Raw genomic sequence first — 22,773 nt, 5'->3', positions numbered from 1 at the left:
ACCGGAGCCGCCGCTCCGCCCGCCCAGCGTATTGCCCCCGGCGCCGGAGCGCACCCGTATTCGTCGAGACTTGCGCACCGATCAACATGATCGTGATACGCCTTCGACGCCGGTCCGGATCAAGTCGCGATTCCGGTCCGCGAAGAATTCGGCCATTCTCGCGCGCGAGGAATGAGGGACGCCGATGCAGAAGGAACCGTGGCGCGACGGGCAGCCGCATGTCGCGATCGTCGGCGGAGGGATCTCGGGACTGGGCGCGGCCCTGCTACTCTCCGGGACGCACCGGGTGACGCTGTTCGAGGCCGCGCCGCGCCTCGGTGGCCATGCGCGCACCGTCGTCGCCGGACGGCGGGGCGATCAACCGGTCGACACGGGCTTCATCGTCTTCAACCGGCCGAACTATCCGCGTCTCACAACCCTCTTTGAACGTCTTGGCGTGGAGATCGCGCCGAGCGACATGAGCTTTGCCGCCTCCGTGCGCGGGGGGCGGGTGGAGTACGGCCTGCGCGACCTTGCCGCTGTCGTCGCGCAACGCTCCAACCTCGTGCGGCCGCAGTTCCTGCGGATGATCCGCGATATCGTCCGGTTCAATGCGCGCGCCGCAAGGTTCGCCGATGATCCCCTCATGACCGTGCGCGACCTCCTCGTCCGGCTGGGCAGCGGCCCGTGGTTCCGAGAATACTACCTGCTGCCGCTCTCCGGCGCGATCTGGTCGACGCCCACGCGGGGGGTGCTGGATTTCCCGGCGCAGGCGATGGTTCGCTTCTTCCGCAACCATGCTTTGCTCAGCCATACCGGCCAGCATCGGTGGTACACCGTCGCCGGCGGCTCCGAGCAGTACGTGCGTCGCCTCGCCGACCTGCTGGGCAGGCGCGGGGCGAAGGTCCGGACGGACGCGCGCGTGGCAGGCGTGCGGCGCCGGCCGGGGGCGGTCGAGGTGCGGCTCGTCGGCGGCGCCTGGCAGCGTTTCGACGACGTGGTACTCGCCACGCACGCGGATGACGCGCTGCGTCTGCTGTCGGACGCCACGGGCGTCGAGCGGACGGCGCTCGGGGCCTTCCGTTACCAGGCGAACGAGGCGGTGCTGCACGCCGACCCGTCGGTCATGCCCCGGCGCCGCCGCATCTGGTCGTCGTGGAACTATGCAGAGCGGCCGGGTGCGGCGCCCGACCGGATCGAGCTAAGCTACTGGATGAATTCGCTCCAGCCAATCCCGCGGGACGACCAGATGTTCGTCACGCTGAACCCCGGTACATCGCTGCGGCCCGACCTGATCTACGACGTCACGACCTTCCGTCATCCGGTCTACGATCACCTGGCGCTCGCGGCGCAGGAGACGGTGCGGGTCATCAACGGCGCCCATGGAACCTGGTTCTGCGGCGCCTGGATGCGGAACGGCTTTCACGAGGATGCGCTGGCGAGCGCGGCCGAGGTCGCGCGCGGACTGGCGGACGCGCGGCGCACGGCGATCGCCGCCGCATGAGCGGGGTCGAGCACCTCGCCGGCCGGACTAGGCATCGGCGCCATGGACGCGTCTCCCGAGGCTTTGACTACCCGATCGACTTCGTCCTCCTCGACCCGGAAGCGGACGCGTGTGGCTGGCGGTTTTTCGGTCTCAACTCGGCCGCGCTGGTATCGGTGCAGGACGGCGATCATGGCGACGGCAGCGGCAGCCGCTGGCTGCGCCGGCTGCTTGCGCAGCGGGGCGTCGGCGACGTGGCCACGGGGCGGCTCCTTCTCCTGACGCAGCCGCGGGTTCTCGGCCGGGCCTTCAACCCGATCAGCTTCTGGTTCGCCCACGACGCCGAAGGGCGGCTGCGGATCGTCGTCGCCGAGGTCGACAACACGTTCGGCGACCGTCACGCCTATGTCTGCCACCGGCTGGATCTCGAGCCGATTGCGTCGTCGGACGTGATGGAGGCGCGCAAGGTCATGCACGTCTCGCCATTTCAGCCGATGGATGGCACCTACAGCTTTCGCTTCGATCTGCGCGCACGCCGGATAGCGATCCGGGTCTCTCTCCGCCACGCAGGCGGCACGCTCGTCGCGACGCTGGCGGGCGAGCGCCGCCCCCTGACTCCTCTGTCCTTGCTCGTCATCTGCGCGCGCCGCGGCTTCGGTGCGCCGGTCGTGCTGGCCCTCATCCACTGGCAGGCGCTGCAGCTTTGGTGGAGCGGGGCGCGCTATCGCCCCCGACCGCTTCACGGCGGCGCGGCGGCACTTGCATCGCGGCGCGTGACGGGTTCGGTTAGGCGGAACGCCGCCGCCTCGCCAACCATTGACGATGCGACGGCAAGCCGACGCGAGGAGGGGGCATGAAGGAGTGGCAGGGCAAGAGGTACTGGCTGGTCGGCGGGTCCGACGGGCTCGGGAGGGCGCTAGCCGAGCAGTTGAGCACCGTGGGGGTGGAGCTCATCCTCTCCGGGCGTGACGAAGAGAAGCTGCGGCGGACCGTGGACGAGCTGCCGGGCCGCGCCCGCGCGGTGCGGTGCGATGTGGCAGACACGGCATCGGTCAGCGCGGCGGCGCGGGAGGTGGGCGAGGTCGACGGCATGGTATATCTCGCCGGGGTCTACTGGCCGATGACGGTCATGGAATGGGACGCCCAGCGGGCCGAGGAGACCCTGAACGTGAATCTCGTCGGCTGCCTCAGGGTGCTAGGCGAGGTGGTCCCGAAGATGGTCCAGCGCGATCGCGGCCACATCGTGCTGATCGGCTCGCTCTCGGGGTATCGCGGCCTCCCGGCGTCACTGGCCTATGGCGCGTCCAAGGCCGGTGTGATGCACTTGGCCGAGTCGCTCCGATCCGGCCTGCGCGAGACCGGCGTCGAGGTTCAGCTGGCGAATCCCGGCTTCGTGCGCACTCGTCTGACACAGCGCAACGAGTTCGACATGCCCTTCATGATGGAGCCGAAGGACGCGGCGCGGCTGGTCTTTGAGCACATGAACAACAATTCGTTCTCGCGGACCTTCCCGCTCCTCTACGGCTCGCTGTTCCGGATCGGCCAGTTCCTGCCCGACTGGCTCTACTACCGCATCTACCGCTGAGGCGCGTTCAGGGCGTGGCGGGTGCTTGTCGGCGGAACTTTTGCAGCGCGCGCTCCCAGACCGCACCATCCGGCAGCGCCAGCAGCGACGGCAGGAGCTGTGCCGCGAAGTCGCGCGATGCCTCGGCCGGCAGCATCGACGGCAGGTTGTCGATCGCCATCACGTCGAGCGGCGGCGCCTCGTGTACGCGCAGCGCCGGCCGCTCCCAGCTCGTGGGGCGGTCGTAGGCGCGGATCGGCGAGAAGTCCGAGGTCGGATCGCAGGCAATGTCGCCGATCACCGTCAGCCGCCGCGCACGGCGGCCGGCATCGCTGGGCACGAATACCGGCGTCTCCGGCCCCGCGAGGATGCAGTTCAGCACGATCTCGTGCTCCAGGATCTCCGGGAACGGTCCGCCATGAGCCGTCTCAGCCATGTCCCAGAGCGTGGGTGCGATGCCGAGCGCGGCGCAGAGGTTTGCGGCGCCACGACCCGTGCGGCCGTGCGCGCCAATGATCAGTGTCGTGGGCATTGCGTCCCCGAGCAGATCCCGCAGCCACGACAGCATCTCCGCCGCTGATGCGTAACTGCGACCCGGCTGCGGCGGCTCGCCCCGCCGCTGAGCGGCGTGGCAGGCGAGCGACATCCCGGCGCCCACATAGCCGGCCCAGTAGCCGAAGGCGGCAACGCGCCGTCCGTCCTCGTCGACGAGGTACTCGAGATCATAGAGGGCGCCGCCCCCCGCCGCGAAACGATGCAACAGGCGCGCGCCGTCCGGCTGCCCCTTGTAGGCGTGTCCGAACATGATGTGCCGGTGCCGCAGTGGCGTTTCGTCGTCCGGAAGCTCCTTGAGGCCGAAGATCCACGCGTCGTCCGGCGCGTCAGGCCAGCTTCCGACCGGTGCCGCCTCCGCCCCAACGACGAGGTACGGCTCGAGCGGTAGCGCCCGCGTCTCGCTCTCCTCGATCGTGACGGCGTGGCCGGCGGCGACAAGCGCGGCCGCGCCCTCGGGCGTCAGTCCGACGCGGCGCTCGTTCGGCCGCTGCTCGGCGCGGACCCAGACGTGGCTCATTCCGCGCGGGTGACGCCGCAGCGCCCCTGTCTCACGCCAGTGCGCCCTCCACGGCGCGGCGGGTGATGACCCCGACAAGGTGCGCGCGGTACTCGGCGCTGCCGTGCAGGTCGCCGATCATGCCCTCCGCCTGGACTGTCAGCCCGCGCACCACCTCGGGCGTGAAGTCCGCCGCCAGCGCGGCCTCCGCCTCAGCCCAGCGGAACACGCCGCTCTCCGACGCGCCGGTGACGGCCACGCGCACACCGCCGGCGAAGCGGGCGACGAAGACCGCGACGAGGGCGAAGCGGCTCGCCGGCTGGATGAACTTCTCGTACCGCGCGGCCTCGGGGACCGGAAAGCGGACCTCGGTGACGATCTCGCCCTCGTCGAGCGCGGTCTCGAAGAGGCCCTGAAAGAAGTCGTCCGCCGCGATCTCCCGCGCGCCGGTCACGACCGTCGCGTTCGAGCCCAGCGCGCCGGCGGGGTAGCAGGCCGAGGGGTCGTTGTTGGCCAGGCTGCCGCCGATCGTGCCGCGGTTGCGTACCGCCGGATCGCCGATCCGGCCCGCAAGGCTCGCCAGCGCCGGATAATGCGCCGCCGCCTCCCGCGCCACCTGCGCGTGGGTGGTGCCGCCGCCGATGCGCAGCACGTCGCCCTCCATCCGCACGTACTTCAGCTCCGCGATGCCGGAGAGGCTGACCAGTGTGCCGGGGTCCGCCAGCCGCTGCCTGAGGGTCGGGATCAGGGTCTGCCCGCCGCCCAGCGCTTGCGCCTCGCCGTCGGCCAGGGCCGCGACCGCCTCTTCGACGCTACGGGGGCGTTTGATGTCGAACGCGTACATGGCGACTATCCGGCGGCGCAGGCGGGAACGTCCTGCCCGCTCGCGGCCATGACGGCCTTGACGATATTGTGGTATCCCGTGCAGCGGCAGATGTTGCCGTCGAGATAGTAACGCACCTCCGCCTCACTCGGCTGGGGGTTGTCCTTCAGGAGCGCGGCGGCCGCCATCACCATGCCGGGCGTGCAGAAGCCGCATTGCAGCCCATGGTGGTTCTGGAAGGCCTGCTGCACCCGGCCCAACGTGCCGTCGGCGTTCGCCATCCCCTCGATCGTCGTGACCTCGGCCCCGTCGCACTCGACCGCGAACATGGCGCAGGATTTCACCAGCAGGCCGTCGACATGCACGTCGCAGGCGCCGCACTGGCTGGTGTCGCAGCCGACATGAGTGCCGGTCAGTCCCAGCCCCTCGCGCAGGAGTTCGACGAGCAGCGTCCGGCCCTCGACTTCGGCCGACCGCTCGCGGCCGTTCACGGTAATCGTCACACGCGTCATCGTATCTCCTGGTGGGGGCGTCTCAGCGGGTAGTCAGGCGCTCGACCTCGTCCGCATCGCTGATGGAGGCGTCGGCTGCCGGGGCCGCCGCCGCAGCCGTTCCGGCGGACGCGAGCGCCCCGTCCTCGACCTCGGCCTTGAACCGGTCGAAGAACTCGTCGGCCATCTTCCTGGCGAAGCCGTCGATCAGCCGGCTTCCGAGCTGGGCGAGCTTGCCGCCCACCTTGGCCTCGACGTCGTAGGAGAGCCGAGTGCCTTCGCCATTCGGAGCGAGGGCAATGTCGGCGGCGCCCTTGGCAAAGCCGGCAGGCCCACCCTTGCCCTGGCCGGTGATTGTACAGCTCACCGGCTCGACCACCTCGCTCAGCTTCACCTCTCCGCGGAACGTGGCCTTTACCGGCCCGACCTTCTGCACGACGGTGGCGGAGTAGCCCGCGTCAGGCGTTCCGGTCATCTCCTGGCAGCCGGGGATGCAGCGCTTCAGCACCTCCGGATCGGTGAGGCACCCCCAAACCCTCGCAGGATCAGCCGCAATCTCGCGCTCGTCCGTCAGTTGCATGGCGGTCGTGCCTCCCTTCGGCTGGCGCGGGTGTTTCCGGCCTCTCGCGACGCGACTCAGGTCAGCACCGCCTTGACGGGAAGGTCAAGCGCTAAGCTCGCCGGTCCTGATGATGTCGGGGCGCACGCCCGTGACCGAGCACGGATGTTCAAGGCGCGCGGACGGAGAGACTCGGAGCCGCGCCATTCCGAGCGGGTGACGGACGAGCTGCACCAAGCGCTCGCGATCGCTGGGCCGACGCACGGAGGCCCGATCTGCCTGTCGCTCCCACGCGAGGACTGAACCTCAGCGCAGGACGGCTGGAAGCCAGAGCGTGAGCGCCGGGAAGGCCAGCAGCAGGATCACGCGCAGGATTTCGGCCGCGAAGAAAGGCATCACGCCCTTGAAGGTCTCGATCATCGGCGTGTCCTTGGCCAGCGCCGAGATGACGAAGACGTTCATGCCGACGGGGGGCGTGATGAGCCCGAGCTCCACGACGATCAGCGCCAGAATGCCAAACCAGACCTTGAGCTCCTCCGTCGACATGCCGAAGCCCGACCCGTCGGCCATCTGATGGAGGCCGCCGTTCAGATCGGTGAGGACCGGCCAGAAGAACGGGATCACCAGCAGGATCATCGACAGGCTGTCCATCAGGCAGCCAAGTAAGATCAGCGCGACCAGCAGCAGCACCATCACCGTCATCGGCGCCATCCCGCTCCCCGAGATCCAGGCCGCCGTCTCCTGCGGCAGGCCGATGCGCGACATGAAGATCTTCATGAGCTCGGCTCCGAGGAGGATCAGGTAGATCATGCCCGTGGTGCCCGCGGTCTCGAAGAGCGCCTCCCTCATCTCGCGCAGGCGCACCGTCCGCCTGGCGACGCCGTAGAGCCAGACCAGCGCCACCCCCACCGCCGCGGCTGGCGTCGGATTGAAGAAACCGCCGTAGATGCCGCCGAGGACGAGGCCGAAGATCACTAGGACCGGGACCACTCCGACGGTCGCGGCAATGAACTCGGCCCGGTCGGACGAGCCGCCGCGCGGGCCGGCTTCGGGCCAGATGGCGACGTAGACAGCGATCGTCAGCAGAAACAGCACCACCGCGAGCAGGCCGGGGATCATCGCTGCCATGAACATCGTGACGATGTTCGCCTCGACGATGATCGCATAGATGATGAGCACGACCGAGGGGGGGATCAGGATGCCCAGCACCCCGCCCGCCGCCAGCGAGCCGGTCGCCAGCGCGCCCGAGTAGTTGTAGCGCCTGAGCTCGGGCAGCGCGACCTTGCCCATGGTCGAGGCGGTGGCCAGCGACGAGCCGCAGACTGCCCCGAACCCCGCGCAACCGGCGATGGCGGCCATTGCCGTGCCGCCCTTCATCCAGCCGAGCCAGGCGTTGGCGCCGCGAAAGAGCGCGTGACTTAGACCCGCCTTCGAGGCGACCGCGCCCATCAGCACGAACATCGGCACGACCGAGAGGTCGTAGATGGAGAACTGCCCGTAAGCGAGCGTCTTGAGCTGGCTGAGGAGCAGGGTCGGACCGCTCAGCAGCGCCACCCCGCCGCCGCCGACGAGGATCATCGCATAGGCGATGGGCATCCGGAGCGCGATCAGCGCCACCAGGATCACGAGGCCCGTGATCCCGAGGCCGGTTGCTTCCATCATCCGATATGGTTTCCGCAGGCGACCGAGCGCCCGTTGTCGACGAGCGTGATGAGCGCGGCGATCGCGAGCAGGACGAGCGAGACGAGGATCGGCACGAAGGCCCACCAAATCGGCACGCTCAGGATCGCCGTGGTGTAGCCGTAGGTCCGCTGGTCACCCATGCCGGCATACATCCGCCAGACCAGAAGGACCGCGAAGCCGAGCGCCACGACCGAGGCTGCGAGCCTGAAAGCCGAAATCCAGCGCTGCGATGCGCGGGCGGTGAAGATGTCGGCGGTGACGTTCGCGTCGGTCAGCTGGCAGAACGGCAGGAAGGCAAAGGCGGCGATGGCGACGCCCATCTCGGTGAGCTCGAAGTCGCCCGGAAACGGCTTCCAGAAGATGCTCCCAAGCACCGAGAGCACGTTGACGAGGACCACCGCCAGGAGGACGAGCCCCCCGGCGATGGCCCAGCCGTGGATCAGCGCCTCGGCCGCGCCGATAACGCGGCTGCGACGGCGGTCGCTCACATCGAGGTGTCCGTGTTCTCGTCGATGAGGGCGCGCGCCTTTTCGACGAGGGTAGCGCCGTCGATGCCCTTCGCTTCGACCTCCTCGATCCAGCGATCGACGACCGGCTGCATCTGCGTCTCGAATGCAGCGTAGTTCTCGGGGTCGAGCTCGATCAGCGTCACGCCGGCCCCGGTCATCGTCTGCAGGCCCGCGTCGTCGGTGGCCTTCCAGATCTCGCCGACCTCGCCCCACCAGTCGCGATCCGAGGCGTCGCGAAAGGCCTTCTGGATTTCCGGCGGCAGGCTGTCCCACCGGGCCTTGTTCATCGACACCTGGAAGGTGGTGCTGCCGAACTTGCTGTCGTCGGGACCCTCGACGACATAGCCGATCTGGTCCTGCAGCTTGAGCGCCGCGCCGATCTCGTAGGGGATGAAGGCGCCGTCGACCACGCCCTTCGACAGCGACTGCGGCAGTTCCGGCACCGGCATCGCCACCGGGTTCGCGCCCAGTGCCTCGATGATCCAGGCGCCGGTCCGGGTCGGGATCCGCAGGTTCATCCCAGCGACGTCGGCCGGCGTCCCGACCTCGCTGTCGAGGGTGTAGAGCGCGTTGCCGGGGTGGGTGTGCAGGAACATGACCTCGACGCCCTGGTACTCCTCTGCGAGGTCGCTGTCGAACATGTCGTGGAGGGCGAGGTTCGCCGCCACGGGGTCGTTGGTGAAGACGGTCGGCAGCTCCATCACCTCGGTACGTGGAAAGAGGCCGGGCGTGTAGCCGTTCACCGTCCAGATGATGTCGACGACGCCGTCGCGGGCCTGCTGGATCAGCTCGGGCGGACGACCTCCGAGCGACATCGCCGGGTAGATCTCGATCGCGATTCGGCCGCCGGAATTCGCCTCGACCTGACGGGCCCACGGCTCGAGCATTTCGGTCTGCGACGGCGTCTGCGCGCCGAGGAAGTGGTGGAGCTTGAAAGTGTGCTCCTGTGCGTGAGCGGCGGCGCCCAGCGCCAGGGTCGAGAAGGCAAGCGTCGCGGCGTGTCGGATGAGCCTCATGGGTTCCTCCCTTTCGAAACCTCTATTGCCGGGACGTTACCCCAAAAGGGTCGCGTCACACCATGGTCCGGGGCCGGCTTCGTCCGCTGCCACTGCGTCAGGCGGCGCGCAATGCGCGTCAGGCGACTTGACGTAGCGAAAAGCTATCGCAACGGGCGTAAGTTGCCCTAGCTTCGCTCGATAACAGTGCTGACCGCCGGGCCGCAGGGACTCGAGAGAAGTCAGGGCCGGGCCGCCAGCAAGACAGGAGGAAAGGCAACGACATGCAACATGGCAGAACCCTGATCGCCGCGCTGCTCGCAGGCACGGTGGCCGCCGGCCCGCTCTGGGCGCAGGCGACGCACCCGGAGACGGGCGAGACGCTGGCAGAGGACCAGACCTTCGTCTATCGCGCGCTGGACGAGAGTCCGTCGATTGATCCGCAGAAGGTCGAGGACGTGGATGGCTCCAAGATCGTGCGCAACCTCTTCGAGGGCCTGCTGAACACCGATGCAGAGGGCGAGGTGGTCCCCGGCGTCGCCACCGAGTGGGAGGCGAGCGACGATCGCAAGACCTGGACCTTCACGCTTCGCGAAGACGCCGCCTGGTCGAACGGCGAACCTGTGACCGCGGAGGACTTTGTCTACGCCTGGCAGCGCGCTGCCGATCCGGCCACCGCCTCGGAATATGCGTGGTACATCCAGTTGATGAAGATCGTGAACGCCGCCGAGATCATCGCCGGCGAGATGGAGCCGACCGAGCTCGGCGTGCGCGCGGTGGATGACCGCACGCTCGAGGTCTCGCTGACCGAGGGTGTGCCCTACTTCGACCAGATGGTCACCCACGCCACCACTTTTCCCGCACCGCGCGCGGTGATCGAGGAGCATGGCGACGAGTGGACCCGGCCCGGCAACATGGTCTCGAACGGCGCCTATGTGCTGACCGAGTACGTTCCCGGCGAGCGGCTGGAGATGGAGAAGAACCCCGAATATTGGGACGCCGAGAACGTCATCATCGAGCGCGTCGTACGCCTCGTCATCAACGACGAGAACCAGGCTCTGACCCGCTGGATGGCCGACGAGGTCGACTGGACGCTGATCCCTGCCGGCCAGTTCCCGCGCCTCAAGGAAGAGCATCCCGACGCCGCGACCAGCGTCCCGGAGCTCTGCAGCTACTATTACTGGATCAACCTCAGCGAGAGCGGTCCGGAGGCTCTGAAAGACGCCCGCGTCCGCAAGGCGCTGTCGCTGGCGCTCGACCGTAACGTAATCGTCGAGAACATCATGGCGGGCGGCCAACCCCCCGCCTACACGTTCACGCCGGAGGCGACGGCAGGCTACTCCCCGCCCGAGGTCGAGGCGGAGACGATGACGCAGGCCGAGCGCGACGAGATGGCGAAGCAACTGATGCAGGAGGCAGGCTACGGTCCGGACAACCCGCCGCCGCCGTTCGAGCTCATCTACAACACGTCCGAGGCGCACCAGAAGATCGCCATCGCCGCGAGCCAGATGTGGAAGCAGAAGCTCGGCGTCGAGACGACGCTCGCCAACCAGGAATGGACCACGTACCTGACCGCGCGCGGCAATCAGGAGTTCGACCTCGCCCGCGCCGCCTGGTGCGGCGACTACAACGAGGCCTCGACCTTCGTCGAGCTGCTGACGACGCCGTCCGAGTACAATGACGGCAAGTACTCGAACCCGGAGATCGACGCGCTCTTCGAAGAAGCCGCAACGAGCGACGACCCCGAGCAGCAGTACCAGGAGATGGAGCGCCTCGCGGCAGAGGACACGGCGCTGATACCGATCTACTGGTACACCAACGCCTTCATGCTCGACCCGGCGATCAAGGGCTGGCCCTACGAGAACGTCTCGCAGGACTGGTACGCCAAGGACCTCTACCGGGTCGCCCAGTGACGAACGTCTCCGGAGGCGCCTGCGCCTCCGGACAGCCCGAACGATGACCAGCTACATCATAAGGCGCCTGCTCGTCGCGATCCCGACCCTGATCCTGCTGGTCGTGATCTGCTACCTGCTGATGTTCTCCGCGCCCGGCGGCCCGTTCACCTCGGAGAGGCCCTTGCCGCCGCAGGTGATGGCGAACATCGAGGCACAGTACGGCCTCGACCAGCCGATGTGGAAGCAGATCTGGGACTATTTGGTCGGGATCGTCACCCGCTTCGACTTCGGCCCGTCCTTCGCTTACCGCGACCGCGACGTGAACGACATCATCCAGCAGGGCTTTCCGGTCACGCTGACATACGGTTCCATCGCCTTCGTGCTGGCCACGGTGGTGGGCGTCGCGCTGGGCGTAATGGCAGCGATCCGGCACAACACGGTCCTCGACTACATCGCCGTCGGCGCGACCTTCTCGGCGCAGGCGCTGCCGAACTTCGTGATGGCGCCGATCCTCGTCATCGTCTTCACCTGGCAGCTCGGCTGGCTGCCGGGCGGCGGTTGGGCCGGCGGACAGTGGCAGTACGTGATCCTGCCGGTCGTCGCGCTGGCCACGTCCTACATGGCATCGATCGCGCGGATCGCCCGCTCGTCGATGCTCGAGACGCTGAACGCCAACTTCATCCGGACCGCGCGCGCCAAGGGCCTGCCGGAGCGGACGGTGATCTGGCGCCACGCCATGAAGCCCGCGATGATGCCGGTCGTCAGCTATCTCGGCCCGACCTTCGTCGCCATGATCACCGGCTCGGTGGTGATCGACCTCTACTTCTCGACCGGCGGCATCGGTCAGCTCTACGTGCTGTCGGCGCTCAATCGCGACTATTCGGTGATGCTGGGCATCACGATCCTCTACGGCGCGCTGACCATCCTCTTCAACCTCGTTGCGGACGTCCTCTATGCCTGGCTCGACCCCAAGATCCGGTATTGACCTCCGGGCGCCGCAGACGGCGCGCGAGGTCGAGAACGCCCGCATCGCCGAGCGGCTGGCGGAGGCCGAGCGCATCAAGGGCCGCTCGCTCTGGCAGGACGCCGGCCGGCGCTTCATCCGCAACCGCGCCGCGACGGGGGCGCTGGTCGTCCTGGCCCTCGTGGTGCTCTTCACCCTCGTCGGTCCGTTCTTCGCCCAGTGGTCGAACGAGGAGATCGACTGGGCGCGCATGGGCGACATTGCAGTGCAGGGCCAGCCGTCGCTGGAGACCGGCCACTACTTCGGCCTCGACCCGATTGGCCGCGACCTCTACGCCCGGACCATCCAGGCCACCCGCACCTCGCTCATCGTCGGCGTCATTGGCGCCTTTGTCGCCGTGGTCATCGGCACCCTCTACGGCGCGACCTCGGGCTTCGTCGGCGGCTGGATCGACAACGTCATGATGCGCACGGTCGATATTCTTGTCTCGATCCCGTACATGTTCATCATCATTCTCCTGATGGTGATGTTCGAGCGGTCGTTCCTGATGCTCTTCGTCGGCATCGGCATCATCTCGTGGCTCGACATGAGCCGGATCGTCCGGGGCCAGACGCTGAGCCTGCGCCACCGGGAGTTCGTCGAGGCCGCCCATGCCGCGGGCGTCGGCTGGTTCAAGATGGTGCTGCGCCACATCGTGCCGAACCTGCTGGGCGTGGTCGTGGTCTTCGCGACGCTGCTGGTGCCGCAGATGATCCTGCTCGAGAGCTTCATCTCGTTCCTCGGCCTCGGCGTGCAGGAGCCGAACACGTCGCTCGGGCGCCTGATCTCAGAGGGGGCGAGCACGATCACCTACGGGACGATCTGGCAGCTCGCCTTCCCGCTCTTCTTCTTCCTCGTCGTCATCATCTCGCTCTTCTTCGTGGGCGACGGGTTGCGCGATGCGCTCGACCCGAAGGATCGCTGAGATGGCGCTGCTCGAGGTCCGCGACATGCGCGTCAGCTTCGACACGCCGGACGGCGAGGTCGAGGCGGTCAAAGGCGTCTCGTTCGACATCGCGGCGGGCGAGTGCCTGGGCATCGTCGGCGAAAGCGGCTCGGGCAAGAGCCAGACCTTCATGGCGCTGATGGGCCTTCTGGCCGAGAACGGCCGCGCCTCGGGCTCGGCCCGGTTCGACGGGCAGGAGATGCTGAACGCCCCGGCGGACCGCCTGAACCGGCTGCGCGGCGACGCCGTCTCGATGATCTTCCAGGACCCGCTGACCGCGCTGACGCCGCACCTGCGGGTGGGCGACCAGATGCGCGAGGTGCTGTCCTTTCACAAGAGGCTCGGCGGCGCGGAGGCCCGGCGGCTCAGCCTAGACTGGCTCGACCGCGTCCGCATCCCCGAGGCGGAGCGGCGGCTCGGGCAGTACCCGCACGAGCTCTCGGGCGGGATGCGCCAGCGCGTGATGATCGCAATGGCCATGCTCTGCGGCCCGCGCCTCCTGATCGCGGACGAGCCGACCACCGCGCTCGACGTGACGGTGCAGGCCGAAATCCTCGACCTGATGGCGAGGCTCCAGCGCGAAGAGGGCACCGCGATCGCGCTCATCACCCACGACATGGGCGTGGTGGCGCGGATGTGCGACCGCATCCAGGTCATGCGCCTCGGCGAGTACGTCGAGGAGGGGACGGCGGAGGACATCTTCCACGCGCCTCGTCACGACTACACCCGCATGCTGATCGACGCGACGCCGCGGATCGACAGCCCCGAACCCGCGGTGCCGGTGCGCGCGGAGGGCGAGCTGCTGGAGGTGCGCGACGTCCGCGTGCACTTCCCGATCCGCGTCCGCGGCGGCATCTGGCCCAAAATGGTGCCGCTGAGGGCGGTGGACGGGGTGAGCTTCGAGGTTGCGCCGGGCGAGACGCTCGGCATCGTGGGCGAGTCCGGCTGCGGCAAGTCCACGCTGGCGCGCGCCGTGCTGCAGCTGATCCCGCCTTCGCACGGCCGCGTCACCTGGCTGGGCGAGCCGCTGAACGAGCTGTCGCGCCGCGAGCTGATCAAGCGTCGTCGCGACCTGCAGATCGTGTTCCAAGATCCGCTCGCCAGCCTCGACCCGCGGATGTCCATCGCCTCGTCCATCGCCGAGCCGCTCAAGACCTTCCAGCCGGGGCTGACCCGCTCGGAGCGGCGGATCAAGGTCGCCGAGATGATGGAGCGCGTGGGACTCGAGCCCGCGCTCATCAACCGCTATCCGCACGAGCTGTCGGGCGGGCAGAACCAGAGGGTTGGCATCGCGCGGGCGATGATCAACCGACCGAAGCTCATCGTCTGCGACGAGGCGGTCTCGGCGCTCGACGTCTCGATCCAGGCGCAGGTGGTTGCGCTGCTGAAGGAGCTGCAGGCCGAGTTCGGGATGTCCATGCTCTTCATCTCCCACGACCTCTCGGTGGTGCGCGAGATCAGCCACCGGATCATGGTCCTCTACCTCGGCCGTATCGTGGAGCTTGCCGACCGCGACGCGATCTACGAGGATGCGCGCCATCCCTACACGCAGTCGCTGATCTCCGCGGTGCCGGTCCCCGACCCGCGCGTGGAGCGCACCCGCGAGCGGCTGCGCCTGCCGGGCGAGCTGCCGTCGCCGCTCGACCCCGAGGCGGTCTACCGCTTCATGCCCTCGCGAGCCGGTTCGGGACACCCGCCGAAGCTGCGCGAGTTGGCGCCGGGGCATCTCGTGGCGGAGCACGACCCGCTGGAGACGATCTTGGACCAGCGCGAGACGCAGGCGGCGATCTGAGTCCTCAGCGGACGAAGTCGTAGCGCGTGTGCTGGCGCCAGTCGTTTCCGGGACGAAGGGTAATGTCCGGAAAGTGCGTGTAGCCGGACGCGGCGGGCCAGAACTGTGGCTCGAGCGCCAGGCCGGCGCGCGGCCCGTACCGCCGCCCATCATGTCCGGCGACTCCCGAGGTGTCGGCGCCATGGCCACCATAGAGGTGCAGCGCCGGCTCGGTGGTCGCGATGTCGAGCGCGAGGCCCGAGCGGCCGCGAAGACGCGCCACACGCGTCAGCTGTCGCCGGGCATCGGCCAGGCAGAGGCTGTTGTCGTAGAGCGGCTCGCGCGGGACGATGCGCGGCTCCCGGAAATCATAGGGCGTGCCGGAGACGTCGAGGACTTCGCCGGTCGGCAGGTCGACTGCATCCGCCGGCAGGTACCGGTCCGCTTCCACCTCGAGCGCGTGTCCGTCCCAGGTGTCGGTCCCGTCGAGGTTCCAGTAAGGATGGTGCGCGACCATCATGAGCGTCGGCGCATCCGTCTCGGCCGTCACGATCAGCTCGATTCCGGCAGGCGGCGCGAGGTGCCAGGTGGCGCGCAAGGTGCGATTGCCGGGAAAGCCGCCTTCGTCTGCCGGCAGGTCGATGGCGAGGGTTGCCGAGGCGACGTCGGCCGCCTCGATGCGCCAGACCTTGCCTTGAGTTCCTGCGTCGCCGGAATGGAGCGTGTGGGAGCCGAAATTGGCTGGAAAGCGATGCGGCACGCCGTCGATCCGCGCATGCGCGCCGGCGATGCGATTGGCCACCGGCCCGATCACGGCGCCGTGGAAGCGCATCGGACCCAAGTAGGCGTCGAGACCGGGCGAGCCGAGGGTCAGTCCAAGCGGCACGCCGCGCAGCCGCACGTCCTGCAGGATCGCGCCCAGCGTCAGGAGGCCTACCGTCAGCTCTCCGTCCGACAGCACGATGCGATCGACCACCGTACCGTCCGGCATGGCGCCGAAGCGCTCGATCGTCATCCGTGATGCCGCAAGGGGGGCGCTCCGACAGGGGGGATTGACCCCCCTGCCGCAGCGGCCGCAGTCGCGGCGGTCGCACCCGGCGTCGAGCTTGTGCCGCTCTTCCGGGCGCGTGGATCGCCTGTCACAGAATCACCTTGGGTTCGGGCCGGCCGCGGGCGACTCCGTCGGCGGCGAAGGTGCGACCGCTGTCCGGGGCGGCGACGAGATCATCTTCCGAGAGGCCGGCGCGACCCGTCGTGCAGAAGAGCGTGTCGAGGTCCGGGCCGCCGAAGGCGGGGCAGGTGGTGTTCGGCGCATCGAAACGCACCGCCCTGAGGAAACGTCCGTCGGGCGCGTAGCAGGCGACGCGCCCCGCGCCGAACTGGGCGCTCCAGAAGTTGCCGTGGGCGTCGGTCACCGCTCCGTCGGGCTTCAGGTTCTGAGTGCGGAGGTCGAGCCAGTCCTCGGGCTCGGCGGTTGGCCAGCCGTCGTCCGACTTCAGCGCGACGCGGCGGACGATCCCGGTCGGTGTGTCGGCGAAATAGGCCCAGCGGCCGTCCGGCGAGAAGCAGGTGGCGTTGTTGATGGTGATCCCGCCCCACAGTCGTCGCATCTCGCCATTATAGTAGCGCCAGACGCTGCCAGTCCGCGGTTCCTGCCGCCGTCCCATCGTGCCGATCCAGAATCCGCCCCACGGATCGGCCCGGCCGTCGTTCGAGCGCGTCGCGGGGTCGTCCGCCTCGAGTGCGCAGATATCCTCGCGCGCGCCGCTCTCGACGTCGAACCTCAGGAGGCGGCTCGCCGAGGCGACGACCAGCGTCGTCTCGTCGATCCAACCTGCCGCCGACACAGGCTCGCCGAAGCTCCACTGCCGGGTCCGGTCGCCGTCGCGGGTGAGGAGGCACTCGCCCTCGACGTCGAACCAGAAGAGCTGCCCCCGGAGCGGATGCCAGAGCGGCCCTTCGCCGAGCGTGCAGGCAGTGGCATCCCAGACGCGGCTCAAGCCGCCGCCTCGTCCCAGGCCGCAACGGCCTCGCGCGCCCGAGATGCGACGTCGGCTGCCGTGTCTCCGGGCGCGTAGAGCGACGAGCCGAGCCCGAAGCCGCTCGCCCCCGCCGCGACCCAGTCGCCGAAGTCGGCGGGTCCGACGCCGCCGACCATGTAGACCTGTGCCTCGGGCGGGAGGACGGCGCGCAGCGCCTTCAGCCCGTCGCGCCCCATCCGGAACGCCGGAAAGACCTTCAGCCCGTCGGCGCCGAGCTTCAGCGCGCGGAAGCACTCGGAGGGCGTGAGCACGCCGGGAACGCTCACCATGCCGAGGCGCCTTGTCGCCTGAATCACGTCGGCGTCGCAATCGGGCGAAACCACCAGGCGCCCGCCTGCTGCGGCCACCTGCGCCACCTCCTCCGGCCACAGGACGGTGCCGGCGCCGATCAGCGCGTCCGGCAGCGCCTGCGCCATCGCCGCGATCGAGTCGAGCGGAGAGGGCGAGTTGAGCGGCACCTCGATCCAGGTGATCCCGGCCTCCACCAGCGCCCTGGCGATCCCCGTCGCCTCGGACGGCTCCACGCCGCGCAGGATGGCGACCAGCGGGCGGCCCGGTCTCGCAGGGACGTCAGGCGTCATGAAGCCTCGCACACTTGCCTCCGTCCGACGTTGCGGTGTGGATCGGCGCGGCGTCAACCTCGGCGAAGAGGAGTTACGGGCGCAAACGGCGACAGTCTCACCTCTGTTGGCACCGTTTGCTGGCGTCAGCCTTGGCATGACAAGGCGCAGAGACGCAGTTCTGTCCGATATGTCGTGCAAGACAGGATGCGCGGCTTCCCGTTTCAACTGGCACGCCTGGCGCGATCGACGGATGACGCTGCCTCCGCGCGGGCCCGAGAAGATGATCAAATTTTCTGTTTGATTGGCTTGGAGGCGCGGGTGCAGGATGACATCCTGTGACCTGGTCGCCGCCTTTCCCGGTCCGACGGCCATCTTGGGCGGAAGGCAGCATTTCCCAACCTCAGCCGCCACCTTCCGCCCAGCCCGGCTTTCGCCGAGTTCGTCGACCTTCGTCGCAATCGCCCGTCCCGCGCGAGTCAGGACTTTGGCCGCGGCGACCTTAGGTCAGGCCATTGCCTATCCGCCACTCGCCATTTCAGGGTGACGCGTGGCGGGGAGGCGCAATTCTGCCGGCAATCGTTCCACCCCTTCAGCAAGCCACATCAGGCTGAGGCTGATAAGTGACATTTTCCTTACCCTGGCGTGCGCTCGCCCGGCGTTTCGCGCAACATTGCGACTTTCGCCTGCCGCAGGCGCGCGCTAACCAAGGACCGGAGGAGGGCGAGCCGATGAAGTGCGTGTTCGTTCAGTTGCGCTGCCAGCCGGGCAAGACCTACGAGGTCGCGCAGGAGGTCTACCTCCGCGAGATCGCGTCCGAACTCTATTCGACGAGCGGGGACTTCGACCTGCTCGCCAAGATCTACGTGCCCGAGGACCAAGACATCGGAGTCTACCTCAACGAGGGGCTGCTCGACATTCCGGGTATCGTGCGCTCGCTGACCACGATCACCTTCAAGGCGATCCACACCGGCGGCGGCGTATGATCACTGGCGGAAGCCGTGGCGAGTACTGCCTGCCTACGGAAATCGGGCGTGCTGCGTTGCGGCCGGCGGGTGGCCTCGCCGGGCGGCGTAACGCCCGGCGCGCCTGAACGGGCGAGCGCCGGCTCACATTTCCGTCAGCCTCGTAACCGCAGGGCGGCTTGAAGCGACATGAATGGAAAAGCGCTCTAGGTCCCGCATATGCTCGACGCGTCCATTCGCAGGCTGATCGACCCAACGCTCGACCGGCAGGGCGCGGCACTCGCGCGGCTGGGCGTCGGCGCCAACGCGGTGACGGCGCTCGGCCTTGTCCTCGGGCTGGCGGCCGCCGGACTGATCGCGGCGGGCGCGCCGGGATGGGCGCTCGTGCCGCTGATCCTGAGTCGGCTGGCCGACGGACTCGACGGAGCCGTGGCGCGGGCGACGCGGCCGACGGCCTTCGGCGGCTACCTCGACATTGCGGCGGACTTCCTCTTCTACGGCGCCGTGCCGATGGCCTTCGTGTGGCTCGACCCGGCCGCGAACGGAGCGGCGGGCGCGTTCCTGCTGACGAGCTTCTACTTCAACGGGACGAGCTTCCTCGGCTTCGCCATCCTGGCCGAGAAGCGGCGGATGCGGACCGACGTGCGCGGCGTGAAGTCGCTCTACTTCACCGGCGGTCTGCTGGAGGGGAGCGAGACGATCGGCTTCTTCGTTCTCTTGTGCCTCGTGCCCGACTGGTTCGCGCCGCTCGCCTGGATCTTCGGCGCGCTCTGCTTCGTCACCGGCGCGCTGAGGCTGGTGCTGGCGCGGCGCGTGTTTCCCGACGACACGAAAGAACCCACGGAGATCTGACATGAGACCTGCACTCAGCCTCGCGGCGGCAGCCCTTCTTGCCACGCCCGCCGCGGCGAAGACCGATCCCGCCGACTGGCCCGCCGTGCTCGACGCGGCGCGAGGGCAGACGGTCTACTGGAACGCTTGGGGCGGCTCGACGGCGACCAACGACTTCATCGCTTGGGTGGGCGACCGGGTGAAGGAGGAGTTCGACGTCACGGTCGAGCACGTGAAGCTATCCGACACCGGCGACGCAGTCAGTCGGGTGCTGGCCGAGAAGGCGGCGGGGCGGGACGAAGGCGGCGCCGTGGACCTCATCTGGATCAACGGCGAGAACTTCGCGGCGATGAAGCAGGCGCGACTGCTCTTCGGGCCGTTCGCCGAGGCGCTGCCCAACTGGCAGCATGTCGATGTCGAGGGGGCGACGGTCCGCACCGACTTCACCGTGCCGACCGAGGGCTACGAGAGCCCGTGGGCCGCCGCGCAGGTCGTCTTCATGTACGACACGGCCGACCTGCCCGAGCCGCTGCCGGACATGGGGGCGCTGCTGGCCTGGGTCAAGGCCAACCCCGGCCGCTTCACCTTTCCGCAGCCGCCGGACTTCCTCGGCTCGACCTTCCTCAAGCAGGCGCTCTACGACCTCGCGCCGGACACCGCGCCGCTGCTCGACCCGGTTGACGAGGCGGACTACGAGGCCGTGACGGCGCCGCTCTGGGACTTTCTCGATGCGCTGACGCCGCAGCTCTGGCGCTCGGGGCGCGCTTATCCGCAGAGCGGGCCGCGGCAGCTGCAGCTCATGGCCGACGACGAGATCGACCTCGCGATCTCCTTCAGTCCCGGCGAGGCTTCGACCGCAATCGCGAACTTCCAGCTGCCGGAGGTGGTGCGGACGTTCGTCATGGACGGCGGCTCGATCGGCAACGTCAGCTTCGTGGCGATCCCCTACAACGCCAGCGCAAAGGAGGGGGCGATGGTGGTGGCGAACTTCCTCCTCTCGCCGGAGGCGCAGGCGCGGGCGCTCGATCCGGGCCACCTCGGCTACGGTACAGTTCTCGCGATGGAAAAGCTCGACCCGGCGGAGCGCCAGCTCTTCGACCGGGTCGACCTCGGCGTGGCGACGCTGCCGCCCGAGGAATTGGGGCCCATCCTGCCGGAGCCGCACCCGTCGTGGATGGAGCGGATCGAAGCGGACTGGACCCGCCGCTACGGCGTCGCGGACTGAAGCGATGACGGAGGCCACCCGGCCCGGCGCTGCGCTGCGGGTGCGCCCGCGCCGCGGCCGGCGGGGGCTGCACCTCCTGCCGGCCATGACGCTCGCAGTGATGCTCGGGCCTGTCGCGGCGGGTCTCTTGGGGACGCTCGCGCCCGCCTTTGGCATTCTGCCCGCCGCAGGCCTCGTCGAGCCGGGCCTCGGCGCGTTCCGCGACCTCCTCGGCTGGCCGGGCCTGCCGCGCGCGACGCTGCTCAGCCTCTGGACCGGCCTCGCCGCCACGGCGGCGTCGCTTGCGATCGTAACGATGATCGCGGCCTGCTGGCAGGGGACCCGCACCTTCGCCGTCGTCGAGCGCCTGCTGTCCCCACTCCTCTCGGTGCCGCACGCGGCGGCGGCGTTTGGGATCGCCTTCCTGATCGCCCCCTCCGGCTGGGTCGCCCGCGTTCTCTCGCCCTGGCTCACCCGATGGGAGCGGCCGCCCGACCTGCTAATCGTGCAGGACCCCGCTGGGCTGGCGCTGATCGCGGGCCTCATTGCCAAGGAGGTCCCGTTTCTCATGCTGATGACCATCGCCGCGCTCGGGCAGGTCGAGGCGCGACGCAGCGTACTCGTCGCGCAATCGCTTGGCTACGGGCGCGAGACCGCTTGGCTCCAGGTCGTCCTGCCGCGCGTCTACGCGCAGATCCGGCTGCCCGTCTACGTGGTGTTGGCCTTCTCGATGACGGTGGTTGACGTCGCGGTGATACTTGGGCCGAACACGCCGCCGACGCTCTCAGTCCAAGTCGTGCGCTGGATCGGCGACCCGGACCTCGCACTGCGGCTCCGCGCGGCGGCGGGCGCGGTCCTGCAGCTGGCGCTGGTCGTCGGCGCGCTGGGCCTCTGGCGACTGGGCGAACTCGCAGTCGCGGCCCTGGGCCGCCGCTGGGTGTGGAGCGGGCGCCGCGGCACGTCGATGCGACTGGTGCGCCCGATCGCGGTGGCGATGGCCGCGGGCTCGGGCGCGGCCGTGCTGCTGGGCCTCGCCGGCCTGGCGCTCTGGTCGGTCGCGGGGTTCTGGACCTATCCCGATGCGCTGCCGGAGGGCCTGACCCTGCGCACATGGCAGAGGTTCGCGCCGGCCCTGGCCGAGACCGCGGCGGAGACGGGGATCATCGCCGCCGTCGCGACTCTGGCGGCGCTGGTGCTCACCATCGGCTGCCTCGAGGCCGAGCACCGCTACGGCCTCAGGATGACGCGCCGGGCGATGTGGCTGCTCTACCTGCCACTACTGGTGCCGCAGGTCGCCTTCCTGCCGGGGCTCCAGATGCTGATGCTGCAGGCGGGCGCAAGCACCGGCCTTGACGCAGTGATCGCGGCGCACGTGGTCTTCGTGCTGCCCTACGTCTTCCTCTCGCTCGGCGATCCGTTCCGGGCTTGGGACTCGCGTCACGGCACCGTCGCCCATGCCCTGGGCGCGGGTCCCGACCGGGTGCTCTGGGCAGTGCGGCTGCCGATGCTGCTCGCTCCGGTGCTGACCGCCGCCGCGGTGGGCTTCGCCGTGTCTGTGGGGCAGTACCTCCCGACGCTCCTGATCGGCGGCGGCCGGGTGCAGAGCCTGACGACCGAGGCGGTGGCGCTCGCCTCCGGCGGCGACCGGCGCGCGATCGGCGCCTATGCGCTGGCGCAGACCGCGGCGGCGCTTCTGCCCTTCGCGCTGGCGCTCGCGGTGCCGCGGCTCGTCTTCGCGCAGCGGCGGGGGCTGCGGCATGGCTGAGGCGGGGCTGCGGCTCGACCGGCTGGCGATCCTCGGCGCCGGCGGACCGATGCTGCGGCTCGACCTTATCGTGGCGCCGGGCGAGGTGCTGTCGGTGATGGGACCGTCGGGATCGGGCAAGTCGACGCTCCTCGCCGCCATCGTGGGCGTGCTGCCGCCGGAGTTCCGGCTGGAGGGGCGGGTGCTGCTCGACGGGCGCGACCTGACGGCGCTGCCGCCCGAGCGGCGGCATGTCGGGATCCTCTTCCAGGACGACCTGCTCTTTCCCCACCTCAGCGTCGCGCAGAACCTCGCATTCGGCCTCGCCCGGCCGCCGCGAGGCGCCGAGCGCGCGGCGGCGGTGGAGGCGGCGCTCGACGAGTTCGGCCTCGCGGGCTACGGACCGCGCGATCCCGCGACCCTGTCGGGCGGACAGAAGGCGCGCGTGGCGCTGATGCGCACGCTCCTGTCGCAGCCCCGGGCGCTCCTCCTCGACGAGCCTTTCTCCGGCCTCGACGCCGAGCTGCGCGCGCAGGTCCGCGGCCTCGTCATCGAGCGAGCGCGGGCGCGAGGCCTGCCGGTCCTCATGGTCACGCACGACGCCGACGACGCCGCGGCCGCGAGCGGTCCGGTGGTGCGGATCGGCTCCGACGCGCGCGCCGGCTGAACCGGAAC

General features: G+C 69.2%; 22 protein-coding genes. 12 read left to right on the top strand and 10 right to left on the bottom strand.

What is annotated here, in order from left to right:
- Positions 1-184: 184 nt before the first annotated feature.
- The 3 genes from JM664_RS03985 to JM664_RS03975 are packed head-to-tail and all read left to right on the top strand — an operon-like array spanning position 185 to position 3,047.
- A complete protein-coding gene (locus JM664_RS03985) occupies positions 185-1,483 on the top strand; it encodes an NAD(P)/FAD-dependent oxidoreductase (protein WP_227418616.1) in 1,299 nt (432 codons plus the stop codon).
- On the top strand, positions 1,480-2,319 hold the full coding sequence (locus tag JM664_RS03980; RefSeq protein ID WP_227418615.1) for a DUF1365 domain-containing protein: 840 nt from the start codon (positions 1,480-1,482) through the stop codon (positions 2,317-2,319). The genes JM664_RS03985 and JM664_RS03980 overlap by 4 nt, the downstream gene beginning before the upstream one ends.
- Positions 2,316-3,047 carry an SDR family NAD(P)-dependent oxidoreductase gene (locus JM664_RS03975; protein WP_227418614.1) on the top strand — a complete coding sequence of 244 codons (732 nt, stop codon included), beginning with the start codon at positions 2,316-2,318 and terminating at the stop codon, positions 3,045-3,047. Before JM664_RS03980 ends, JM664_RS03975 begins: the two co-directional genes overlap by 4 nt.
- Positions 3,048-3,054: 7 nt before the next feature.
- On the opposite strand, the gene JM664_RS03970 is transcribed toward JM664_RS03975, so the two are convergent.
- The 7 genes from JM664_RS03970 to JM664_RS03940 form a co-directional block, all read right to left on the bottom strand.
- Positions 3,055-4,098 carry a saccharopine dehydrogenase gene (locus JM664_RS03970; protein WP_227418613.1) on the bottom strand — a complete coding sequence of 348 codons (1,044 nt, stop codon included), beginning with the start codon at positions 4,096-4,098 and terminating at the stop codon, positions 3,055-3,057.
- Between the two features lie 31 nt (positions 4,099-4,129).
- Entirely contained in the window at positions 4,130-4,921 is a 792-nt protein-coding gene (locus JM664_RS03965) for an FAD binding domain-containing protein (protein WP_227418612.1), read from the bottom strand.
- A 5-nt stretch (positions 4,922-4,926) separates the two neighbouring features.
- Positions 4,927-5,412: a (2Fe-2S)-binding protein gene (locus JM664_RS03960; RefSeq protein ID WP_227418611.1), complete on the bottom strand. Its 486-nt coding sequence runs from the start codon at positions 5,410-5,412 to the stop codon at positions 4,927-4,929.
- 22 nt (positions 5,413-5,434) lie between these two features.
- Complete coding sequence (locus JM664_RS03955; protein WP_227418610.1) at positions 5,435-5,971, bottom strand: CoxG family protein; 537 nt, start codon at positions 5,969-5,971, stop codon at positions 5,435-5,437.
- 285 nt (positions 5,972-6,256) lie between these two features.
- Complete coding sequence (locus JM664_RS03950; protein ID WP_227418609.1) at positions 6,257-7,612, bottom strand: TRAP transporter large permease; 1,356 nt, start codon at positions 7,610-7,612, stop codon at positions 6,257-6,259.
- Positions 7,609-8,121, bottom strand: coding sequence for a TRAP transporter small permease (locus JM664_RS03945; RefSeq protein ID WP_227418608.1), 513 nt, complete (start codon positions 8,119-8,121; stop codon positions 7,609-7,611). The genes JM664_RS03950 and JM664_RS03945 overlap by 4 nt, the downstream gene beginning before the upstream one ends.
- Entirely contained in the window at positions 8,118-9,158 is a 1,041-nt protein-coding gene (locus JM664_RS03940) for a TRAP transporter substrate-binding protein (protein ID WP_227418607.1), read from the bottom strand. The genes JM664_RS03945 and JM664_RS03940 overlap by 4 nt, the downstream gene beginning before the upstream one ends.
- Before the next feature lie 263 nt (positions 9,159-9,421).
- On the opposite strand from JM664_RS03940, the gene JM664_RS03935 reads away from it, so the two are divergent.
- Genes JM664_RS03935 through JM664_RS03920 form a run of 4 tightly spaced genes read left to right on the top strand, consistent with a single transcriptional unit; the run spans position 9,422 to position 14,773 of the window.
- Positions 9,422-11,050, top strand: coding sequence for a peptide ABC transporter substrate-binding protein (locus tag JM664_RS03935; protein ID WP_227418606.1), 1,629 nt, complete (start codon positions 9,422-9,424; stop codon positions 11,048-11,050).
- A 43-nt stretch (positions 11,051-11,093) separates the two neighbouring features.
- Positions 11,094-12,017, top strand: a complete 924-nt coding sequence (oppB, locus tag JM664_RS03930; RefSeq protein WP_227418605.1) for an oligopeptide ABC transporter permease OppB — start codon at positions 11,094-11,096, stop codon at positions 12,015-12,017.
- Complete coding sequence (locus tag JM664_RS03925; protein ID WP_227418604.1) at positions 11,986-12,960, top strand: ABC transporter permease subunit; 975 nt, start codon at positions 11,986-11,988, stop codon at positions 12,958-12,960. Before oppB ends, JM664_RS03925 begins: the two co-directional genes overlap by 32 nt.
- A 1-nt stretch (position 12,961) precedes the next feature.
- Positions 12,962-14,773 (top strand): ABC transporter ATP-binding protein, encoded by a 1,812-nt coding sequence (locus JM664_RS03920; RefSeq protein ID WP_264465502.1) that lies wholly within the window; start codon positions 12,962-12,964, stop codon positions 14,771-14,773.
- A 4-nt stretch (positions 14,774-14,777) separates the two neighbouring features.
- On the opposite strand, the gene JM664_RS03915 is transcribed toward JM664_RS03920, so the two are convergent.
- The 3 genes from JM664_RS03915 to JM664_RS03905 form a co-directional block, all read right to left on the bottom strand.
- Positions 14,778-15,767, bottom strand: coding sequence for an aldose epimerase family protein (locus JM664_RS03915; protein WP_227418602.1), 990 nt, complete (start codon positions 15,765-15,767; stop codon positions 14,778-14,780).
- Between the two features lie 124 nt (positions 15,768-15,891).
- Entirely contained in the window at positions 15,892-16,752 is an 861-nt protein-coding gene (locus JM664_RS03910; protein ID WP_227418601.1) for an SMP-30/gluconolactonase/LRE family protein, read from the bottom strand.
- Complete coding sequence (locus JM664_RS03905; protein WP_227418600.1) at positions 16,749-17,375, bottom strand: 2-dehydro-3-deoxy-6-phosphogalactonate aldolase; 627 nt, start codon at positions 17,373-17,375, stop codon at positions 16,749-16,751. The genes JM664_RS03910 and JM664_RS03905 overlap by 4 nt, the downstream gene beginning before the upstream one ends.
- 710 nt (positions 17,376-18,085) lie before the next feature.
- On the opposite strand from JM664_RS03905, the gene JM664_RS03900 reads away from it, so the two are divergent.
- The 5 genes from JM664_RS03900 (at position 18,086) to JM664_RS03880 (ending at position 22,765) form a co-directional block, all read left to right on the top strand.
- Positions 18,086-18,340: an Lrp/AsnC ligand binding domain-containing protein gene (locus JM664_RS03900; protein ID WP_227418599.1), complete on the top strand. Its 255-nt coding sequence runs from the start codon at positions 18,086-18,088 to the stop codon at positions 18,338-18,340.
- Positions 18,341-18,538: 198 nt separating this feature from the next.
- On the top strand, positions 18,539-19,171 hold the full coding sequence (locus JM664_RS03895; protein WP_227418598.1) for a CDP-alcohol phosphatidyltransferase family protein: 633 nt from the start codon (positions 18,539-18,541) through the stop codon (positions 19,169-19,171).
- A 1-nt stretch (position 19,172) separates the two neighbouring features.
- On the top strand, positions 19,173-20,375 hold the full coding sequence (locus JM664_RS03890) for an ABC transporter substrate-binding protein (RefSeq protein ID WP_227418597.1): 1,203 nt from the start codon (positions 19,173-19,175) through the stop codon (positions 20,373-20,375).
- An 85-nt stretch (positions 20,376-20,460) separates the two neighbouring features.
- The gene (locus tag JM664_RS03885; RefSeq protein ID WP_227418781.1) at positions 20,461-22,119 is read left to right on the top strand and encodes an ABC transporter permease; all 1,659 of its coding nucleotides are present in this window, start codon (positions 20,461-20,463) and stop codon (positions 22,117-22,119) included.
- A complete protein-coding gene (locus tag JM664_RS03880; protein ID WP_227418596.1) occupies positions 22,112-22,765 on the top strand; it encodes an ATP-binding cassette domain-containing protein in 654 nt (217 codons plus the stop codon). Before JM664_RS03885 ends, JM664_RS03880 begins: the two co-directional genes overlap by 8 nt.
- Positions 22,766-22,773: the final 8 nt, after the last annotated feature.

Origin of the sequence: Roseitranquillus sediminis (assembly GCF_016918935.1) — a bacterium.
Classification (GTDB): Bacteria; Pseudomonadota; Alphaproteobacteria; order Rhodobacterales; family Rhodobacteraceae; genus Roseitranquillus; species Roseitranquillus sediminis.
The sequence above is the reverse complement of the archived record's forward strand: the minus strand, read 5'-3'. Positions and strand labels throughout refer to the sequence as shown.

What these genes read in the sequence shown, in the direction of transcription:
- JM664_RS03915 (WP_227418602.1), bottom strand. Translation starts at nt 15,767, where the DNA reads ATGACGATCGAGCGCTTCGGCGCCATGCCGGACGGTACGGTGGTCGAT.
- JM664_RS03965 (WP_227418612.1), bottom strand. Translation starts at nt 4,921, where the DNA reads ATGTACGCGTTCGACATCAAACGCCCCCGTAGCGTCGAAGAGGCGGTC.
- JM664_RS03955 (WP_227418610.1), bottom strand. Translation starts at nt 5,971, where the DNA reads ATGCAACTGACGGACGAGCGCGAGATTGCGGCTGATCCTGCGAGGGTT.
- JM664_RS03935 (WP_227418606.1), top strand. Translation starts at nt 9,422, where the DNA reads ATGCAACATGGCAGAACCCTGATCGCCGCGCTGCTCGCAGGCACGGTG.
- JM664_RS03885 (WP_227418781.1), top strand. Translation starts at nt 20,461, where the DNA reads ATGACGCTCGCAGTGATGCTCGGGCCTGTCGCGGCGGGTCTCTTGGGG.
- JM664_RS03890 (WP_227418597.1), top strand. Translation starts at nt 19,173, where the DNA reads ATGAGACCTGCACTCAGCCTCGCGGCGGCAGCCCTTCTTGCCACGCCC.
- JM664_RS03905 (WP_227418600.1), bottom strand. Translation starts at nt 17,375, where the DNA reads ATGACGCCTGACGTCCCTGCGAGACCGGGCCGCCCGCTGGTCGCCATC.
- JM664_RS03880 (WP_227418596.1), top strand. Translation starts at nt 22,112, where the DNA reads ATGGCTGAGGCGGGGCTGCGGCTCGACCGGCTGGCGATCCTCGGCGCC.
- JM664_RS03985 (WP_227418616.1), top strand. Translation starts at nt 185, where the DNA reads ATGCAGAAGGAACCGTGGCGCGACGGGCAGCCGCATGTCGCGATCGTC.
- JM664_RS03950 (WP_227418609.1), bottom strand. Translation starts at nt 7,612, where the DNA reads ATGATGGAAGCAACCGGCCTCGGGATCACGGGCCTCGTGATCCTGGTG.
- JM664_RS03900 (WP_227418599.1), top strand. Translation starts at nt 18,086, where the DNA reads ATGAAGTGCGTGTTCGTTCAGTTGCGCTGCCAGCCGGGCAAGACCTAC.
- JM664_RS03960 (WP_227418611.1), bottom strand. Translation starts at nt 5,412, where the DNA reads ATGACGCGTGTGACGATTACCGTGAACGGCCGCGAGCGGTCGGCCGAA.
- JM664_RS03895 (WP_227418598.1), top strand. Translation starts at nt 18,539, where the DNA reads ATGCTCGACGCGTCCATTCGCAGGCTGATCGACCCAACGCTCGACCGG.
- JM664_RS03925 (WP_227418604.1), top strand. Translation starts at nt 11,986, where the DNA reads ATGCCTGGCTCGACCCCAAGATCCGGTATTGACCTCCGGGCGCCGCAG.
- JM664_RS03940 (WP_227418607.1), bottom strand. Translation starts at nt 9,158, where the DNA reads ATGAGGCTCATCCGACACGCCGCGACGCTTGCCTTCTCGACCCTGGCG.
- JM664_RS03975 (WP_227418614.1), top strand. Translation starts at nt 2,316, where the DNA reads ATGAAGGAGTGGCAGGGCAAGAGGTACTGGCTGGTCGGCGGGTCCGAC.
- JM664_RS03980 (WP_227418615.1), top strand. Translation starts at nt 1,480, where the DNA reads ATGAGCGGGGTCGAGCACCTCGCCGGCCGGACTAGGCATCGGCGCCAT.
- oppB (WP_227418605.1), top strand. Translation starts at nt 11,094, where the DNA reads ATGACCAGCTACATCATAAGGCGCCTGCTCGTCGCGATCCCGACCCTG.
- JM664_RS03920 (WP_264465502.1), top strand. Translation starts at nt 12,962, where the DNA reads ATGGCGCTGCTCGAGGTCCGCGACATGCGCGTCAGCTTCGACACGCCG.
- JM664_RS03970 (WP_227418613.1), bottom strand. Translation starts at nt 4,098, where the DNA reads ATGAGCCACGTCTGGGTCCGCGCCGAGCAGCGGCCGAACGAGCGCCGC.